The following is a 19,661-nucleotide window of genomic DNA, read 5'->3' as shown; positions in this document are numbered from 1 at the left end:
CAGCAGCGCCTTAGCGCAGCGGCGGGTAGACATAGCCGCTATTGAAGCCCAGCGGAATGTCCAGCCCCCAGAACAGATACAGCGTAGCGGTCAGCACGACCAGCAGGCCGACGGTGTAAGGCAGCATCATCGAGCACAAGGTGCCGACACCCGCATCCTTGCAGTACTGGCGGCAGTACATGATGATCAGCGGGTAGAAGGCGAACATCGGCGTCGACACGTTAACGGCCGAATCCGAGATGCGGAACGCCGCCTGCGTCAGCTCGGGCGAAATCCCCACCGCCATCAGCATCGGCACGAACACCGGCGCCAGAATCGCCCACTTGGACGAAGCCGAAGTGATGATCAGGTTGAGGCAGGCGGTCAGCAGGATGATGCCGAACACGGTAAAGCCGGCCGGCATTGCCAGCCCCTTCAGGAAGTCGGCACCGGAAATGGCGATCAGCGTGCCGATGTTGGACTGGGCGAACGAGTACAGGAACTGGGCGCAGAAGAAGGCAAACACCATAAACGAGATCAGCGAGCGGGTAATATTTTCCATCGCTGCGGTCACATCTTTCGAGCTCTTGAATTTCTTCACCGCAAAGCCGTACACCAGGCCGGGAATGGCGAACATCAGGAACAACAGCGGCACAATGGCCTGCATCACCGGCGCCTTGGGGCTGGTCAGGCTGCCGTCCGGCGCGCGCCACAGTGAATCTTGCGGCCACAACAGCAGGGCCAGTGCGCCGATCAGCGCGAGCATGGTCAGGCCGGCAATCCGGAAAGCCTTGCTCTCTTGTGGCGAGACATGGCGCAAATCCTGATCCTTGCCGGTATCCAGCTCCTTATTCAGCGGCAGCGAGGCTTTCAGGCGCGGCTCGACGATGCGGTCGGTGATGAACCAGCACACGGCGATCACGCCGAAAGTGCCGCCCAGACTGACAAAGTAGTTGCACAGCACATTGACGTCATAGGCCGGGTCCATGATGCGCGCGGCACCCTGGGTAAAGCCCTGCATGATGGGATCGATGGTCGACGGGGTGTAGCTGGCGGTAAAGCCGCCGGCCAGACCGGCAAACGACGCGGCAATACCGGCTAGCGGATGACGGCCGCAGGCGTAGAACATCATGGCAGAAACCGGCATCAGCACCACATAAGCCGAATCGGACGCCATATGGCTGAGTACGCCGATAAATACCACGGCCGGGGTGAGGATTTTTTGCGGCGTGATATTCAGCAGTTTCTTCAACAGCACCTGAATAAAGCCGCTACCCTCGGCAATACCGATGCCCAGTGTGGCAACAATCGTGATGCCCAAAGGCGGGAAGCTGATGAAGTTCTTCACCATGACGGTGACGAAGGTGGTCAGCTGCTCCGGCGCGAGCATATTGACCACCTGGATGGCGTCGCCGGTCAGCGGATGGCGGTAGTCGAAGCTGACAAAAGACAAGGCCCACGACAATCCCCAGCACACAAACAAGGCGTACAGGAACAGCATGGTGATGTCGGGCAGCTTGTTGCCGACCCGTTCTATGGTATTGAGAAAACCGGTGCTTGGCGCGTGTGGCGGAGCGCTCTCGGTGATGGCAGCCATTTCTTCCCCTATATTGTTCAAACTTCGCTTGCTCCCTTGCCATCAGCCGGATGGGCCTGCATGGCAAGGGACACGGACGGATCAATATAAAAGAAGCATGTAGTTGCTAATTTTGATGCATATCAAGTCGTGACCGAATGACAGCCACAAAGTGCACTATGTGCGGGGAAGAAACGGCGCGACTACACTGCCTGGTTTACGGAGAAACGCCGACAGCGGGTACACGCCCCCTGACTGCATGGGCCCGGGCGCTGCAAAGGATACGGCCGGCAGCATCGGCCGGCAGACGCGCGCGCATGCGTGCCTGCAGCAAAGCCACCTCCTCCGCCGCCATCGCGGACAATAAGGGCGCAACACTTGGCCCTAACTGTACGGTGGCCCAGTAGTCGTCAAAACTGGCAAAGCTACGCTCTACGGTGATCGCGCACGTTTCGACCGCCTCCAGGGCCGCCGCCGTCCACAGCGCGTGCAGTACCTCTATCCGCGAGGCGTCAGGGCTGGGCGGTTTTGCCAACGAACTTCCCATGGCGCGCATCTCGGACTGCAAGGCGTGATAAGGAAAGCCGCCGCCCGGCATATCCCACGCATAGGCGCTGACCATTCCGCCCGGGCGAACCACGCGCGCCATTTCGGCCACACCCCGCGCAGGCTCCGGCACGAAAAAAATCACCAACGGCATGACTGCGGCGTCGAATGCCGCAGCAGGAAAAGGCAAGGCCATGGCATCGCCCTGGCAAAACCGTGCGCCGGACAAGCCTGCGCGCGTGCCTGCAAAAGCAAGCTGCTCGGCGGATGGGTCTATGCCCTGTAGCGCGGCAGGCGCCGTACGCTCGGCGAGCATGCTGGTAAATGCGCCGTTGCCACAACCGATGTCCAGCCAGCGCAAGCCGGATGGCGGTGCCAGCCAGTCAAGAAAAACCTCGCCGGCCAACTGGCTCCACTGTCCCATATAGCGTTCGTAGCCCGCACCATCGTCAAAGCGGATTGGCGTGTCTGCCATGGCTATTATCCTGTGTTGAACTGCCAGCAAAGGCTGGCAAACTTCAGATGGGCATGCCGGCGGGCAAGGGCGGTGTCGCCGTGGCCGGCCACTGGCGCAAACTATCAAATACGGCGGCGATGCCCGCCTCCTGCTCGCCCCAGTAGCCCAGACGCAGCAGACAATCGATAGCCACCAGCGCCGCATCGGCCATAAAACGCTCCTGCAACAGCAAGGCTTCGACTTCGGTCAAGGGCAGCAGGCTGTATTCGGCCACTTCGCCATCCTGATTGGCGGGCTTGACCCCCTCGGGCAGCCACAGATCGAAGGCATGCAGCCACTCGCGGTGCAGGCCGCGCGCCACCGGCCGTTCGGCCAGAATACGGCTGGCAACCGTCAGTGGCGCCAGACGCTCGGCGCTAATACCGGCCTCTTCCCAGCCTTCGCGCAAGCAGGCGTCGTGCACCGTCTCGCCGGCAGCCACGCCGCCGCCGACCAGATTGTCCATGCGGTTGGGTTCAAATGATTTGTCCGGGCTGCGCCGCCCGACCCACATCCGTACTTCGCCTGAGCTAAGACGGGTCAGGCCGTTAATATGCGCCGCGTGGCTGGTCAGCCCCAAGGGGCGGAAGGCTGCACGATCCAGTTGAAACAAGGGCAGGCCGTTGGCCTGATAGCTGGCGAATTTCTCGTCGCGCCAGCCGCTAAGCCAGCCCGCCTCGCACCAGCCGCGTGCCGCCGCATCCAGCAGGCGGCTGTTTTCATGGCTGTTACCAGTCAGGCGGCAGGCCAGAGCCTCACCTTCAGCCATAAACAGGCCGGACGGGCAGGACAGCAGACGCGCATGCCAGACCGGGTTGACCGCCCCCATCACCTCACCCGCAATCCGCAACGGCACAAAGTCGGACAGATCATGCAGGGCAATACGCTCAAGATATTCGGCAACGGCAGACATGGCTCAACCCCAAAATGTCAAAACGCCGCCATTCTAAATCATTTAAATGTCATGTGTACGTTTGCATTGATAACCTAATACGAATTAGCCTCCCCACAAACGAGCCCCCAACCCCGACTCGCGCTCGGCCAGTTGCCCGGTGGCGGCCAGCAGCACCGCCTGCGGCCCGATCAGCCTGCACTGGCACCGCGCGCGGGTGATGCCGGTATACAACAACGCACGCGAAAACAGCGCCGAAGCCTGGGCTGGCAGCACCAGCCACACCCGGTCAAATTCCGAGCCCTGGCTCTTGTGCACCGTCATCGCAAACGCGGTTTCATGACCGGGCAGGCGCGCCGGAGCCACCGCACGAAAGCTGCCGTCGGCGCGCGGAAAATACACGCGCAGGCTGCCGCCATCCTGTAATGCAATGCCGATATCGCCGTTGAACAAGCCCACGCTGTAATCGTTTTCCCGCACCATCACCGCCCGCCCGGCATACCACTCCGACTCGGCCTCGCGCAGCCCGTCGCGCAGCAAACGCGCTTCGATGGCCTGATTGAGGCGCGCCACTTCGCGCTTCTCTCCGGTCAGCAGCATGAAACGCAGGAACTCGGCAAATACCGCATCCGCCCCGGCACCGGCGTGCACCAGCGCAAAATAGGCAGCCCGCTCGCGATAATGTTCATCGTCGTCCGGCGCAAACGCCGGGCGCCATTCGATATCGGGATAGCTTTCATCGGCCAACAGCCCCGATACGCCCTGCGCGTCGCCGCCATTCACCGCCCGCGCCAGACGACCGATGCCGCTATCTGCGCCAAAGCGATGGCTGCGGGTGAGGAAGACCACCGTGTCAGATAGGGCCTGTGCCGGGCCGGCGGCCCCCGGTGCCGCGAGGCCGGCTGCCGCCAGCCATGCCAGCGTGTCGCTGCTCCATGCCTCGCGTTCGGCCACATCACCCAGCACTGCACCGGCATCGACCGAAGCCAGCTGGTCACGGTCACCCAGCAGGATCAGGCGCGCATGTGCAGGCAAGGCGGCAACGGTGTCGTGCATCAGGGTCAGATCCACCATCGAGGCTTCGTCTATCACCAGCACATCCAGCGGCAGCGGGTTGCCGGCGTGATAACGCGGCGCATCGCGCCCGGGCACCAGACCGATCAGCCGGTGCAGCGTTTGCGCATCCCCGGGCAATTGCGCCTTGACCTGCGCATCGACCTCCAGCGCCGCACGCGCGCCGCGCATCGATTCGGACAAACGCGCGGCCGCCTTGCCGGTGGGCGCCGCCATGCCCATCACCAGCGGGCGTGGCGACAGGGCGGCCAGCATCGCCAACAGGCGCACCACGGTGGTGGTCTTGCCGGTGCCGGGGCCGCCGGAAATCACCAGCAGATGCTGGCGCACCGCCAGCGCCGCCGCCAGACGCTGGCGATCGGCCGCCCCTTCGGAGGTCGAGGCGAACAAGGCATCCAGCAAGGCGGCGACCCGCGCAGGATCGACGGCGTCCTTATGGGCGGCCAAGGCAGCCAGACGCCCGGCCAATTCCTTTTCAAACCACCAGTGACGGGCAAAATACAGGCGACCGGCCTCGTCCAGCACCAAAGGCGCATAGCCGCCGGGACGGGCAAGCAAAGGGCTGGCGGCAAGCTCGCGCCGGCTCTGTGAGTCAGCGATGCGCCGGCACACATGGCCGGCGCGGTTGGCACGGATCAGCGCGATGATCGCCGCCTCGGCCGCCTCGCCCAGCGCCGGGTCCAGCCGCCGCATCAGGCCGGACAGCACGCCGGGCAAGACTTCGCTGACGTTCTCTTCAGTTGGCGTCTGCATCCAGCCTCGCCTCCAGCGCATCGCACACGGTCTTGAGCACCTTGATGCGCGCATAGTGCTTGTTGTTGGCCTCGACCAGCGTCCACGGCACCCGCGTCGTGCTGGTGCGGTCTATCATGTCGCACACCGCCAGCTTGTAGTCGTCCCAGCGCTCGCGGTTGCGCCAGTCTTCGTCGGTGATCTTGAAACGCTTGAAGCCGGTCTCTTCGCGTGCCTGAAAACGCGCCAACTGTTCCTCGGCACTGGTCGCCAGCCAGAACTTGAGCACGATGGCGCCATCGGCCACCAACTGGTGCTCGAAATCGTTGATCTCGTAGTAGGCGCGCATCCAGTGTTCCGACCCGCAAAAACCTTCCACCCTTTCCACCAGCACGCGGCCATACCAGGAACGGTCGAAAATCGCGGTATGTCCCTTGCCCGGCACATGGCGCCAGAAACGCCAGAGCCACGGCTGGGCCCGCTCTTCGTCGCTGGGCGCTGCCACCGGCATCACGCGGTAACGGCGGGCATCCAGCGCCTGGGTAATGCGGCGTATGCAGCCGCCCTTGCCGGCTGCGTCATTGCCTTCGAACACCAGCACCAGCGAATGGCCGGCGAAGCGCGCATCGCGCGTCAGGCGGTTGAGCCGCCCCTGCAGCGCATCCAGTGCATTCTTGTAGGCAGCCTTGTCCAGCTCCTGATCCAGTACCAGCGTATCGAGCAACAGCTTGTGGTCTATCGGCTGCGGCAAGGATGGACTATCGCTGCGCGGCAAGAACGGATGCGGCAAATCCAGCCGCGCGCGCATCGCCGCCAGTATCGCCTCGCCCACGGCCAGGCTGCGGTAGTTGTGATCGGTGCCATCGATCACCGCCCACGGTGCGAAAGCGGTATTGGTCAAGCGCAGCATATGGGCGGCATGCTTGCGCAGCTTGTCGTACAGCGCGTAGTGCTTCCAGTCTTTCTCGGTCACCCGCCACGCGGTCTTGGGATCTTTTTCCAGCGCCTTGAGCCGCGACTTTTGCGCGTCTTTAGACAGGTGGAACCAGAACTTCAGGATCAGCGCACCATCATTGGACAGCATGCGCTCGAAGCGCAGGATGTCGGCAATCTGCTTGTCCAGCTCGGCACTGTCGATCTCGTCTTCGCTGCGGTTGAACAGGGTGTCCGAGTAATAGGAGCCGAAATAGATACCCAGCCGTCCCTTGGGCGGCAGCTCGCGCCAGTAACGCCACATCCAGGGCCGCGCACGCGCCTCGTCATTGGGTGCATCGAAAGCCACGGTATGGATCAGGCGCGGATCCAGCCATTCATTGACCAGATTCAGCGTCTCGCCGCGTCCGGCGGCATCGAAGCCGTGGATCAGGATCAGTACCGGAAAATCCGGCTTCTGCTTCAGGTCATACTGCGCGTCGAGCAAGGCCTCGCGTAGCGCCGGTACCCGCGCCTTCCAGTCGGCCTTGCTGATGCTGTGGCCGATTTCTGCCGATTCGAACATGTTTTCTCCTTATGTTATGGAACCCGGACAGCTTGCGGTGGGTTACGCCGCCATTCGGCGGCTATCCCACCCTACCGCCTCTAATCCCCATCAAAACAGCCATCCAGCGCCGCGATCAGCACCTCGCTTGGGCTGTCGCGCCAGACGCCGTTGCCTGCCTCGTCCAGTCCGCGCAAGAACAGGTAGCGCACGCCGCCAAACTTGCCATCCAGCGCGATGCCGCGACTGGCAAGGTAGCGCTTAAGCGCGGCGCAATAGATCAGGTATTGCAGGTAGTAGTGCGCATGCGCGATCTCGTACGCCAGGCGCCCGGGCGCGTAATCGGCGGCGTGTTCGCCCAGATGGTTGGATTTGTAGTCGATAAGAAACCAGCGTCCGTCTATCACGCACGCCAAGTCGATGGCGCCGGTGAGAAATCCTTCCACCGTATGAAAGTCCAGCGTCGCCGCCGCCGTGCGTAGCGGCGCAGCCAGACCCATGGCCGGGTCGGTCAGCACGCGGCGCAGGCGCGACACCGATAGCCGCGCCAGTGGCCGGGTGAAATTCAGCTCGACCAGACGCTGCCTGGCCGGCACCTGGCGCAGGCACACGCCGTCATCCAGCGGCGCATCCAGCGTGCGCGCCACCATATCGCACACCGCGTCCAGCCAGTGCTCGGCAAAGCCGAAGCGCGCCAGCGTACTGGCGGCGACTTCGCGTATGCGCGCCTCGCTCCACTGAAAGTCGATGGCCTCGAACACCGCATGCAAACAGGTGCCGGGACGCGCGCCGCGCGGAAAACTGAAGCGGTTGAACGGCATGCTGTCGTTAGCCTCGGCCAGTTGCAGCTCGCCCTGATCGTGATCGGGCTTTTCCGCCAGACGCGCCGGGGTTTTCGAGGTCAGCGCGGTAAAGCTGCTCACCCGCCACGGCGTATACAGGGTGCGCGCCAGCACCGACAGCGACAGCGTCTCGCCCTCGGGCGCAGCCGCCAGACAATCGGTGCGCAAACGCGGTGCCGGCAACAGGGAAAATGCGCCGCCGCCACGCCGGCACAGATCGGCCAGATCATCTTTGAGCGTCATCTCGTCCAGCTTGAGGCGCGACAGACCGGCCAGCGAGTCGATATCGCCCGCATGCAAAAGCCAGGACAGCGCCGCGCTTTCCATGCCCGACACATGGCGCCAGCAGATCACCTGACGGTACTGGGCGCGGGTCAGCGCGACATAGAGCAGGCGCAGCTTCTCGCCCAGCGTTTCCTGGCGCGAGGCAGCGCGCGCCGCCTCATCGGCCAGACCATCCGGCACCAGCAGCGTCTGCCCGTCATGGTGATAGTGCCAGAACGGCGTATCGGCCGCGTCCAGCTTGCCGTCCCACAGGAAGGGGCAGAACACCAGCGGGTATTGCAGGCCCTTGGAAGTATGAATGGTGACGATCTTGACCAGCTGGGCATCGCTTTCCAGCCGCAATACCGCCTCCTCGCCACCGGGCGGATTGGCCACCCGCCCTTCAAACCAGGCCAGAAGCGGCGACAAGGCGCTTTTTTCCTCGCTTTGCTGCTGGATCAGTTCGGCCAGATGGGCAAGATTGGTCAGCCGGCGCTCGCCGCCTTCCTGCGGCAATAGCCGTAACGCCAGCGAACTGCGGGCAAAAAAGCCGCGCCAGGCCGCCATAAAGCCCTGCTCTTGCCAGCGCTCGAAGTCTTCGCGGTTGAGGCGCAAACAGGCTTCCCATGCTTCCTCATTTTCCGCCAGCGCAAACAGCGCCTGCGCATCCAGTCCGTAGAGCGAAGTGGCCAGCGCCGCGCGCAAACGGCCCTCACTGGCAGGCTCGGCCCAGGCGCGCAAGAGCGCCAGCATTTCACGCGCCTCCAGGCTGGCAAATACGCTCTCCTGCGTTAACGCCACGCTGGCGATGCCGCGCAGGCGCAGCGCCTGACGCATGCTCTCGCCCTGACGATGGGTGGCAACCAGCACCGCCATATCGCCCCCGGACAGCGCGCGGCCGTTTTCGCCCTTGAAAATCCGCGCCTGCCCCTTTGCCGCCAGATTCAGCAAGCGGGCAATTTCGTCGGCACACACCGCTGCTGCCCACTCGCCGGCGCCCTCCTTGCCCAGCGCCTTGGGCGCGTCATTGTCCTGCCACAACACGGTAAACGGTGCCTGATCGTCATCCACCTCCAGACGCCCGCGCTGCTGGCTGTCGGCATTGACCGGGTAGTAGCGGATGTCCTCCAGTACAAAAGGGTTGGGGCGGGCAAACAGGGTGTTGACCGCCTCGACCAGCGCCTCGCATGAGCGGCGGTTGGTGTCCAGCGTGTAGTGGTGGCTGGCATCGCTGCGCGCAGCAAGATAGGCAAAAATATCGGCGCCGCGAAAACTGTAGATGGCCTGCTTGGGGTCGCCGACCAGAAACACCGGCGACTGTGGCCGCGCCTCGACAAAACAGCGACGGAAAATATCGTACTGGATGGGATCGGTGTCCTGGAACTCGTCAATCAACGCCACCTGAAAGCTGCGCGCCACATGGCTGGCCAGCAAGGGGCCGCTGGACTTCTCGTTCAGTGCGCCATACAGATCGGTCAGCAAATCATCGAAGCTGCGCTTGCGCTTATTGGCGCGCACGCGCTCGTGTTCGGCATTGATCCAGTCGATCAGCTCCAGCTTGAGGCGTATCACCGCATGCTCCACCCCCTGGCGCAGGGCGCTGGCACACAAGAGCCACGCTTCCACCAGGGCAAACAGCGGATGATCGGGTGGCACAAAGCCCTTTTTCATCGCGCCGCTTAAGCTGTCCGGCGTCAGCTTGAGCAGGTTTTTCAGGTCTGCCTCGGACAAAAGGGACGGCGCGCTGTCGGCAGAGAGCATGCGTTTTAGCAGGCGAGCAATGTGCGCAACAATGGCCGGCTTGTAGCTGGTGGCCTTATAGCCCTGGGTCGCGGTAAAGACCGCAAGACCCTCGTCGATATCGGCCGCTTTGAGCGCCTGCCACGCCACATCCTGCGCGCCCAGCACCGCTTCCAGATCCACCGCCGGCGGGCGCACTGCCGTCAGATAGGGGCGCGACAGATGCGGGCGCACCGCAGAGAGCCAGCCATCCGGCGTCTCGCCGCTTTCGGCCAGCACCCGCGACAGCGTGACATCCTTGACCACGCGCCGGCGCCAGAAGTCGTCGGCCAGCTCCATCAGTGCATCCAGATCATCCACCACCAGTTCGGCTTCGAAAGTCTGCGCGCTTTCAAAAGCGGCATCGGTCAGCACGCGCTGGCAGAAGCCGTGAATGGTATAGATGGCTGCCGCATCAAAGCCGCTGATGGCGGCTGACAGACGGGCGATGGCGCGGCTGCGCGCCTCGGGCGCGGCATAACGCGCACACATGGCCGCCAGAAAAGGCTCGCTGACGGCGGCGCTGGATTCCAGCGCCAGCCGCGTCTCGACCAGGCGCGCGCGCAGACGCTCGCGCAATTCGGCCGTGGCGGCCTTGGTGTAGGTCACCACCAGAATGCGGTCTATGGTCGGTGCGGGCACATCGCCGTCTTCCAGCAGCAAGCGGGTAAACAGCGCGGCAATAGTCCAGGTCTTGCCGGTACCGGCCGAAGCCTCGATCAGATTGACGCCCGACAAGGGGCAGTGCACGACGTCCAGCGGCTTCATGCTGCATCCTCCGTTTCGTCCTTGCCATCGAAGGCGGCCAGCATGGGCAGCAGCAACACCTCGGCCAGTTGCAAAAATTGTGCGTCCTGCAAGGGATCGCCGCCGCGAAACACCAGCTCGACTGCCGCCTCGCTTTTTTGCGGAAACTTGCCGCGCCCGGTAAAGCTCGGGTCCCATTCGGCGTAGGCTTTGGCGAGCGCCGCATCGCGCGCCGTCACGTCGTCGGCCAATACCCTGGCCGCCGCCAGGCTGGTACGCGGGAAAAACACCAGCGGCGCACGCTGCCCCAGCGCGTAAAACGACAGCCAGGCTTCCAGTTGCGCGGCCGCGTCATCCACCGGCAACAAGGCCAGCGCGTCCTCGTCATCCACCAGCAAGGATGCCGGCATCACCCCCGCCGGGCGCAAGACGCACAGCACCAGATGGCGCAGCCAGAAGGCGATGCGCTCGCCTGCGTTGGCGCGCCGCGGTACGGTCGTAATCAGCCCGCAAGGGCGCAGGCCGGACAACTCGCCAGACAGGGTAAACCCGCCTATCACCAGCCCCAAGGGCTCGGGCGGCAAGGGCGCATCGGCCAGTTCATCCGGCAGGCGTGCGGCAAAGCGCGCGCTTTGCCCCAGCTCGTCGGCAAGCCAGGCCTGGCCCAGCGCAGCCGGTGGCAGCAGGCCCATGCCGGACAGGCGCGCCTTGACCGGTGCCAGAGGTTTGCCTTCATAGAGCGCCGCGACCAGGGGGGTGCGTACCGCCACGCGGCTATTGCGGTCCAGCGCAAACGGCTCGCGCGTTTCCATGTCTTCCAGGCTCGCGGCCAGCCTGACCCCGAGCTGGTCGCCCAGATAACTGCGCACCGGGTTTTGCCAGAAACGGATCAGCGCCGACAAGGCCACCACGCGCGGCGCTTCCAGCGGCAAGGGCGTGGCAAAGGGCAAAGGGGTATGGCGCGGTGCGGACAGGGCGGCGTAATAGGCCGGCTCGAAACTGGCCTGCGCCGTGGCGGCATAATTGCTGCGGGCAAAAGGCTGCAAGCTATGCTGTTGCAGCAAGCTTTTACCCGCGTCAGCGCCGGTCATGGCGCTTAAGCAATCCAGCAGCTCGGACACCAGCGCCGATGGCGGCAAGGGCTCGTCGCTACGCGCCGAACGCCCGACCCAGGACAAATACAGCGCCTCGCGCGCAGACAGAATGGCTTCCAGAAAAAGATAGCGGTCATCAAAGCGGCGCGAACGGTCGCCCTTTTGCGGGTGGCGTGCAATCAGATCGAAGCTGACCGGGCGCTCGTCACGCGGATACGCACCATCGTTCATGCCGATCAGGCACAGCACGCGAAACGGGATCGAGCGCATCGGCACCATGGCGCAAAACGTCACCCTGCCGGCCAGAAAACCCGAACCCGACGCCTGCTTCAGGCGTCGCTGCAAATAGTCGCGCACCACCGATAGCCCCACCTCCTGGCTATAGGCGGCGAGTGTCGCGTCCTCGGCCAGCTCGGCGGCGGCATCGAACAAGACCGCCAGCGCATCCTCCTCTTCGGCATTCACGCTGAACAAGGCATTGGCCGCCTCGCCCACCCGTGTCGCCCACACCTGTGGCGTCGCCGCTTGCTGCCACAGGCAAGCCAGATCAAACAGGGTATCGATCAAGGAGGCAAAGCGCGCCAGTGTCTCGGCCAGCGAGCCGCCGGCACCGCCGGCCGGCAGCAGTTCGCCAAACAAGGGCGAGCGCGTGTCGCCGGCCATGGCGTCAGGCAGGATGCCACCCAGAAGCAGGCGATCCAGCCCCCAGCGCCAGGTGTGCTGCGCATCATCCGGCAAGCCCAGCGCCTGCTTGTGCGCGGCATCACGCCCCCAGCGTATGCCGCTCTTGCGCACCCAGTCGTGGATAAAAGGCACATCCGCCGCCAGCAGACCGAAGCGCGCCAACAAGGCATCGCAATCCAAAAGCGACAGCACATCATCGGCGGCAAAGCGCGAATCGAGCAGATCCAGCAGCGCGGCAAAGCTGGCAAGCAAAGGCTGCTCGCGCGCGACGGTACGGTCGGCGATGGTATAGGGGATATTGGCGGCACCGGCATCGCTGCGCTTGCCGAATACGCTGTCGATAAACGGCGCGTAGGCATTGATGTCGGGGGAGAGCACCACGATATCGGCCGGTGTCAGGCTGCTGTCGGCAGCAAAGCGCGCCAGCAGCCGGTCTTTGAGGACCTCCAGCTCGCGCATCGCGCCATGGGTGGCATGCAGCTCGATGGAACAGTCATCGCTCGCATGCGGCTGCGGCACATAGCTGGCGACCCCGGGATTGGCCAGCGTCAGCATATCGCGCTGCAAGCGCGCAAGCAGGGTGTCCTCTTCTCCCGCGTCGTACAGCGGGTGCGAGTCCAGTTCGGCATCGCCGGCAATCAGGTCAAAAAAATCGCGCCCCTGCTTGCCAAGCGAAGCCAGCAAGGGGTGGCCCTGTGCCGCGGCCACGGCATCCGTGTCGAACAGGTCGCGCTGGTGGCGCGCGTCCACCAGATCGCCCCAGTAGGCTTCACACGGGTTCAGGGTAAACAGGAACACCTCGGTCAGCGCGGAGAGACGCTTGACCAGCGCCAGATACATGGGCGCCAGATTGGAGATGCCGAACAGGATCACCCGCTCGGGCAGATGCTCGCGCGTCAGCGACGACAAAAAATCATCCAAGAGGCGCACGCGGTGGCGTGTGGCATCTTCGGCGGCCAGCACCCGCCACAAGGCAGCCTGCCACGCCTCGTCTTCACCCAGCCCCAAGAGTTCGCCCTTCTCCCATGCGCGTATCCACTGCGGGCGGAACACCAGATACTGGTCGAAAATGTCGGCCACTTTGCCGGAGAGCTCGAATGCCGCCGTCTCGCCGCCTTCCAGATAACGCGCCAGCGCCTGACACGGCTCGCCGCTCAGGGTCGGCAACAAGGCCATCAGCCGCCAGCTCAATACCTCGGGGGCAAAAGTCGATTTTCTGGGCAGGCCCGGCAACACTTTTTGCATCAGTTGCCAGGCAAACGCCGCCGGCAGCACAAAATCGAGATGAGCGGCGATGCCGGCTTTCTGCGCCAGGTCCAGCGTAATCCAGCGCCCCATGCCGCGGCTTTGCACCAGCACGGTTTCGGCGGCAAACGGGTCGGACAAGGGTGCGGCCTGCTGTACCGTGGCCAGCAAAGTCCCCAGCGTTTCCAGACGGTTGGATTGATACAGATGCAACATGACAAACACTCTCATCAGACCCGGTCCGACAGTGTAACATCCCCCCCTCCATCTTATGCCCGAGGCCTAACAGGAACCCGATATGTACTCGTACCTGATGCTCAAACATGCCCATGCCGGCTTTGCCTACCTGACCCTGCTGTCGTTCGCCATCCGCGCCGGGCTGATGCTGGCAGGCTCTCCCCTCCTGCAAAGCAAGCTCGCCCGCATCCTGCCGCACATTATCGACACCCTGCTATTGGCCTGTGCCGTGGCGCTGGTGATTCTGGGCGGCTGGCCGCTGTCCTCGCCGTGGATAGTTGCCAAAATCGTGGCCTTGCTCGGCTATATCGCGCTGGGCACCATCGCCCTCAAGCGCGGCCGCACGCTGCAGATCCGCCAGGCGGCGCTGATCGCCTCCTTTGCCCTGCTGGCCTATATCTTTGCCGTGGCCAAAACCAAGATGATCGCGCCCTTCCTGTTCTGATCCCGCCCGCCAAGCCAGCCGGCCCGCTACGCAAGCATGCGTAGCGGGCCGTATTTTTGTACAGAACCCGGCACTGACCGCAACACCAGCAGCAAGCCATGCAAATGGCGGCTAAAACCAGAGGATGTTAAGCACAAGAAATAAGCCGATAGCGCCAGCTACCCTCACGCCATGCGGCGCCTCGCGGATAATATCGCCATGGTTTACAAACAACATTCCGGCTTTACCCTGATCGAGCTGATTATCACCATGGCCATCGTCGGCATTCTCGCCGCCATCGCCCTGCCCGCTTATCAAGGCTATATGCAAAAGGCGCGGCGTACCGATGCACAAGCCGCCATCATGCGCATTCAGCAAGCGCAAATCCGCCATCGCGGCTTTGACATCAACTACGCGCCCTCCCTCAATGCACTGACACCGGCCCAGTCCGCCAACAGCGAACAGGGCGATTACATCCTGTCCACCGGCATTCCGGCGGGCGAGGCAGCCAGTGGGGCTTTTTATGTAGAAGCCCGGGTACGCGCCGGCTCGCCACAGCAAGCCGATAGCACCTGCCAGACACTGCGTCTGGAGCAAGTCGGCACGCAAACCCGCCGCACGCCGGCGGCCTGCTGGGCTTGACTATGCACGCGCGCCGAGGTTTTACCCTGATCGAAATGCTGGTCACGCTGTCGGTACTGGCCATTTTGCTGACGCTCGCCACGCCCAGCCTGTCCGCCTGGTTTGCCCGCGCACGTCTGGCCGGAGCAACCGGGTCGGTCACCGATACGCTGCGCTTTGCGCGCAAGCAGGCAATCACTCGGCAACAGCCTGTCTGGCTGCAAACCCGTAGCGGCGACGACTGGTCGCTTATTGTCAGCCAGAACCGGGGGGAAAGCTGCGAGCAGGCGCTGGCCTGCATCCGTGCGGCAGACTACCGTGGCGTGTCGCTGGAAACACAGGACTTGCCGGCACAGATCCGTTTTTCCCCGCTCAAGGGCCTGCCGCAAAACGCGGCCGGCGTCGCCTTAGGCGAAGCCAGTTGGGTGCTGACGCAGCAAAATTGCAGAGACAGCACCATCAAGCTGCTGCCAACCGGCTTTATCCATGCCAGCAAGGGCAACTGCCCATGAAAAAACACCTTGGCTTTACCCTGACGGAAATGATGATCGCTCTTGCCATCGGCCTGATCGTGCTACTGGCGGTATCGACCCTGTTCGTCAACTTCACCACCAGCGCCAGCCATGAGCGCCAGCAAGCCGCGCTGCGCGCCATGATGGACAGCGCCATGAGCAGCATGGCCATGTCCCTGCGTCGTGCAGGCTACGCCGGCCAAGCAGACCCGGCACCTTACGCCCGTATTTTTATCGGACAAAACGGCCATTGCCTGCGCTTTGCCCATGCCAGCCCGCCCGGGGAGAGCGCGCAGGCCCCGCATTTTTACGCCCTGCGCCTGAAACAGCAGGACGGCAAGGGCCGCATCCAGCAACTGGCTACCCGTCAGGACAATTGGCATTGCGATGCCCCCGATGCCGACTGGCAGGACCTGACCTTGCCGGCGGCAGGCTCGGTGACCGGGCTGAGCTTTAGCCAGACAGGTCGCGATGGCATTCATATTGCACTGAGCGCACAGCAAGGCGGACTTGCTGCACTAGCGCTGGCTGCGACCGTCACCCCGCGCAACCACCCGATCATTACTCAGGAGGCGATCCGATGAAAACGCAACGCGGCGCAGCCACCTTGCTGCTTGTCATGTCGCTGCTGGCGCTGATCTCGCTGGTCTTGCTCTATACCTCGCGTCATGTCCTGATCGAACACTTCAATGCCCAGGCCCAGCATAAATACCATCAGGCGCTGGGCTATGCCGAGGAAGGGATGCGTATCGCGGGCAAGGCTCTTGAAACTGATGGCAGCCGACCGGCCAGCACCACGCCGCAGCATTACACCCTCAGCTACCAGGAGGAAGGAGAGCAGTTGCGCGTCACCAGCCACGGTCACTTCGATGGCTACAGCGTAGCGGTGCAGCAACGCTTTGCCTTGGTAGGCGACCCCACACCGCCGCCGCCATCCGAGAGCGTGCTGCAAATTCACAATGACCTGAACCTGAGTGGCGCCATCAATATCATTGGCGGCAAGGATGCCAAGCTGAAAGTGGACGGCGATGTCACGCTCAATGGCTCAGTCAAGGGCATCGACACCTTGCTTGCTACCGGCAACATCACCATAGGCGGCAACCAGACCGTGAATGTGCTGGGCGCCAACGGCAATATCACCCTGAGAAATGGCCACTACCAGCGTGTCAGCGCCATGGGCAATCTGCAAACCCGCGACAGCGCCACCATCGTCAGGGCGCAGACCAACGGGACGGCCAATATAGGCAGCACGCGTGTCGATACGCTGATCGCCATCGGCAATGTGGCCGTGACCAATGGCGGCAGTTCGCTAGGAGAGGTTGAAACGCAGGGCTCGTTCAGCAGCAGAACCAGCAGACCGATCAGCTCGCTCAAGGCAGAGCACAACCTCGAGATAGAAGGCTGGGGCGGACAACTCAATGCCACCATCGGCGGAGAGGCCAGTTACAACCGGAACAATAAAGACATCAAGGTCAGGATAGAGCCTGGCCTGCAAGTGCCGATCACGCCATTGACACCGATCACGCTGCAAAAGCATAAGGTCGATGCCAACGACTACCAGCAGCAGGCCCATTATCTGTTCCGCCGTCTTAGCGACGGGAAAATACAGGTACAGGTGCGCGCGATCCACGGTATTGATGACGGCCTTTATCTACTGGGAAGAAACCAGAACAATCACGAAAACTACCTGTGCCAGAAAACCGACAGCAATGGACGCTGCACGACCCCGAGCGTCGGGCGCTTGTGCCGCGGCTATTCCGACTACAACACCTGCCTCACGGTTTCCCAAACAGGCGTATGGACACTGGCAGGCAATAGTCTGGCCCCCGGTCTTGTCTGGTTTGATGGCGACTTGCAGGCGGGAAACGGCCGCTATTACAACAGCTTTATCGCCAGCGGCAATATCAAGACCATGGATAACCATCAGGTCTATGCCGTCAACTATATCGCTTACCCGGGTGTGTGCAGCAACAACGACTACCCCGGCCAATATCCGACCGACTACTGCAATACACAAAGCCAGCAGTTCAATAGCCACGCCAGCGGCAATATCGCCTATCTCGCCGGCAGCTACCAGGACAGCCAGTACAAGGGGGGCGACATTATGCTGGGCAGCAGTAGTACCGTGCACGGCAACGTGATCGCCGGCAACACCCTGAATAGCGGCGGAAGAACCGTGATCAAAGGCTATGTCACGGTCGCCAATCAGGGTGCCAGCGGCGACAACAACTGGGGTGCCAGCACGACCATAGACCTGACCAATCTGCCCGACTCGTTCAAGCCAGGAGATAGCGGCAGCGGCCAGCCCCCCCTCACGCCGCCTGTCGCCGGTGAAAAAGTTTACCGGGTCGTCCAGGGCAGCTGGATAGATCACGCGGAATAATCATGACCCGACAAGCCGGATTTACCCTGATGGGTGTACTTGTCAGCCTGCTGGTGCTGAGTCTGGGCATTCTGGGGCTGATACGTTTTCAAGGCGCGTTGCTGCAAAGCGAAATTCACAGCAGCGACTACGCCAATGCCACCAATCTGGCGCAAAGCGCACTGGAAGAGCGCAAAAGCTGTGAACCCAAGCAGTGTGCCAGCGACACCTTCGCCTTGCCCGTGCCCGATGCGCCACCTCCGCTTAACCGGTTTTTATGCAAATACAGCATCAAGAACCAGATGACGACAGTCAGCGTGCGCTGGAGCGATGCAGACGGCAAAGCCAATGAACTGGCCGTCTCCTCGCCGCAGGCCGATTGCAGTACAGCGCCGGAAATCCCGCCGCCACCTGCCCAGTGCGCTACCCCCACCACCATCATGGTCCATGATGTGCACCAAAACGCCCGCGTGACCATCAATCAGGGGACTTGCTCAGACTTGGGCGGCCACCCCTGGCATACATGGCGCTGCACCAGCGAAGCCCCTCAAGGCAGCAGCCTGATTATCGCAATAGACGGCACGGGGCAAGGCCATGATGAAACCTTCAATATCACGGCCAACTGCAAGGAAAATAGCGTACAGGGTAAATAGAAGCCGACCGACCCCGGCTCATACAGTTGGCACGCCCTCGCGCTGACTGGACGCACACTGGAAGTCAGCTCTGCGCGCACCACCTGTGCCACACCGCCGCCTTAGCCATCGCAACCGGCAGGCTAAATACCCCACCCCTACTGGCGGCCAGTCGTGTTTCACCAACAACAACTGTGCACAGACAACAGCCGAGCAGTTCCCATTGCTGCTCAAACGCCATCACAGCACGGCATGAAGCAGATCTCTATGCCCGGGCTTGCCAACATTTGACCCTCGTCATATCTAGATAGCAATTAAACTCATATACTAAATGCTATTTAATTTCCGGCAAAAGATGCGCGGTATCTACTGACTCCGCTCCTGGAAATAGGCTGAGCCACCGCTCTACCCCCATCCCGATCTAATGAATCCATTGCACTCATCCGGCAAGCACAGACCGGCAAGCGTGCGCCTGGGCATATGCCATAACCGCGGCGTAACCCTGATCGAACTGATCGTCACGCTGTCCATTCTCGCCATCGTACTTGCCATGGCACTGCCCTCTTTCGGGCAACTGGTGGCCGAGCACAAGATCAAGACAGTCAGCCAGACGCTGGTCAGTGCACTCTATCTGGCCCGTAGCGAGGCCATCAAGCGCGGGCATGAAGTCAGCGTCTGTCCCTTGGCCGCAGGCAATGGCACACGCGCTTGCCTGAATAATGGCTGGCAGGCCGCCATGGGTAACGAGGCCGGCCTCTGGGTCTTCGACGATCTGAGCCGCCCGCTATTGCAACTGGAAGACCCCGATCAACTGATCCGCCAACTGGCGCCGGGCAGAGCAGGCGTAAGCATCACCGCATCAGCCGGCCTGCAGACCGGCATCAGCTATCTGGCCGACGGCAGTGCCAAACAGGCAGGCACGCTAAAAATCGCCCTCCCCGGTGCCGTGCGCTGCCTCAAGCTCGCAGCCAATGGCCGGCTCACCCTACAAACGGGAAAAGACGATGCCCCCTGCTAAATTTCGCCGCCACCGCAGCGCAGGCTTTTCGCTGATTGAAGTTTTGATTTCCATGCTGGTGCTGGCGCTGGGTATGCTGGCGCTGGCCGCACTCTTTATTTCTTCACTGTCCACCGGCCACGGCGCCAGCCAGCGCAGCCAGGCCACTTTTCTGGCCTACGACATCATCGAAAGCATGCGCGCCAACCGCCAGGCGGCACTGGACGGCGCTTACAGCACCCAAGGCAACTGTAGCGGCGGCCTTCCTGTCGCCAGCTGCGACTTGCAAGACTGGCAGGCGCAGATCCGCCGCACCCTGCCCGACGGCACAGGACAGATACGGATACAAGGTACACGCGCCAGCATCACACTGAGCTGGGATGAAGGAAAAACCAACGCTGACGGCACGCCCCTACGCACCCAATTCATCACAGAGACAGGAGTCTGAG

General features: G+C 62.6%; 15 protein-coding genes. 8 read left to right on the top strand and 7 right to left on the bottom strand.

Going from position 1 to position 19,661, the window contains the following annotated elements; genetic code table 11:
* Positions 1-10: 10 nt before the first annotated feature.
* The 7 genes from GQF02_RS12190 to recC form a co-directional block, all read right to left on the bottom strand.
* Positions 11-1,576: an AbgT family transporter gene (locus tag GQF02_RS12190; protein ID WP_124735406.1), complete on the bottom strand. Its 1,566-nt coding sequence runs from the start codon at positions 1,574-1,576 to the stop codon at positions 11-13.
* A 196-nt stretch (positions 1,577-1,772) separates the two neighbouring features.
* A complete protein-coding gene (locus GQF02_RS12185; RefSeq protein WP_160797500.1) occupies positions 1,773-2,576 on the bottom strand; it encodes a class I SAM-dependent methyltransferase in 804 nt (267 codons plus the stop codon).
* A gap of 43 nt (positions 2,577-2,619) precedes the next feature.
* Positions 2,620-3,510, bottom strand: coding sequence for an NUDIX hydrolase (locus GQF02_RS12180; protein ID WP_160797498.1), 891 nt, complete (start codon positions 3,508-3,510; stop codon positions 2,620-2,622).
* Positions 3,511-3,594: 84 nt separating this feature from the next.
* A complete protein-coding gene (recD, locus tag GQF02_RS12175) occupies positions 3,595-5,316 on the bottom strand; it encodes an exodeoxyribonuclease V subunit alpha (RefSeq protein ID WP_235930175.1) in 1,722 nt (573 codons plus the stop codon).
* Positions 5,300-6,793: a polyphosphate:AMP phosphotransferase gene (gene pap, locus GQF02_RS12170; protein WP_160797496.1), complete on the bottom strand. Its 1,494-nt coding sequence runs from the start codon at positions 6,791-6,793 to the stop codon at positions 5,300-5,302. Before pap ends, recD begins: the two co-directional genes overlap by 17 nt.
* Before the next feature lie 80 nt (positions 6,794-6,873).
* On the bottom strand, positions 6,874-10,425 hold the full coding sequence (recB, locus tag GQF02_RS12165) for an exodeoxyribonuclease V subunit beta (protein ID WP_160797494.1): 3,552 nt from the start codon (positions 10,423-10,425) through the stop codon (positions 6,874-6,876).
* Positions 10,422-13,658, bottom strand: coding sequence for an exodeoxyribonuclease V subunit gamma (recC, locus tag GQF02_RS12160; protein ID WP_235930174.1), 3,237 nt, complete (start codon positions 13,656-13,658; stop codon positions 10,422-10,424). Before recC ends, recB begins: the two co-directional genes overlap by 4 nt.
* Positions 13,659-13,725: 67 nt before the next feature.
* Between recC and GQF02_RS12155 the strand changes: the two genes are divergently transcribed.
* From GQF02_RS12155 to pilV, 8 genes are all read left to right on the top strand, one after another.
* The gene (locus tag GQF02_RS12155; RefSeq protein WP_160797492.1) at positions 13,726-14,109 is read left to right on the top strand and encodes a SirB2 family protein; all 384 of its coding nucleotides are present in this window, start codon (positions 13,726-13,728) and stop codon (positions 14,107-14,109) included.
* A 198-nt stretch (positions 14,110-14,307) separates the two neighbouring features.
* The gene (locus tag GQF02_RS12150; RefSeq protein ID WP_160797490.1) at positions 14,308-14,730 is read left to right on the top strand and encodes a type IV pilin protein; all 423 of its coding nucleotides are present in this window, start codon (positions 14,308-14,310) and stop codon (positions 14,728-14,730) included.
* Between the two features lie 2 nt (positions 14,731-14,732).
* Positions 14,733-15,221, top strand: a complete 489-nt coding sequence (locus GQF02_RS12145; RefSeq protein ID WP_160797554.1) for a GspH/FimT family pseudopilin — start codon at positions 14,733-14,735, stop codon at positions 15,219-15,221.
* Positions 15,218-15,805, top strand: a complete 588-nt coding sequence (locus tag GQF02_RS12140; protein WP_160797488.1) for a PilW family protein — start codon at positions 15,218-15,220, stop codon at positions 15,803-15,805. The genes GQF02_RS12145 and GQF02_RS12140 overlap by 4 nt, the downstream gene beginning before the upstream one ends.
* The gene (locus tag GQF02_RS12135; protein WP_160797486.1) at positions 15,802-17,604 is read left to right on the top strand and encodes a DUF342 domain-containing protein; all 1,803 of its coding nucleotides are present in this window, start codon (positions 15,802-15,804) and stop codon (positions 17,602-17,604) included. The genes GQF02_RS12140 and GQF02_RS12135 overlap by 4 nt, the downstream gene beginning before the upstream one ends.
* Before the next feature lie 2 nt (positions 17,605-17,606).
* A complete protein-coding gene (locus tag GQF02_RS12130; protein ID WP_160797484.1) occupies positions 17,607-18,236 on the top strand; it encodes a type IV pilus modification PilV family protein in 630 nt (209 codons plus the stop codon).
* A 403-nt stretch (positions 18,237-18,639) separates the two neighbouring features.
* Positions 18,640-19,233 (top strand): GspH/FimT family pseudopilin, encoded by a 594-nt coding sequence (locus GQF02_RS12125; protein WP_220789458.1) that lies wholly within the window; start codon positions 18,640-18,642, stop codon positions 19,231-19,233.
* A complete protein-coding gene (gene pilV, locus GQF02_RS12120) occupies positions 19,220-19,660 on the top strand; it encodes a type IV pilus modification protein PilV (RefSeq protein ID WP_160797480.1) in 441 nt (146 codons plus the stop codon). Before GQF02_RS12125 ends, pilV begins: the two co-directional genes overlap by 14 nt.
* Position 19,661: the final 1 nt, after the last annotated feature.

Origin of the sequence: Craterilacuibacter sinensis (genome assembly GCF_009831765.1) — a bacterium.
Lineage (GTDB): Bacteria > Pseudomonadota > Gammaproteobacteria > Burkholderiales > Chromobacteriaceae > Craterilacuibacter > Craterilacuibacter sinensis.
The sequence above is the reverse complement of the archived record's forward strand: the minus strand, read 5'-3'. Positions and strand labels throughout refer to the sequence as shown.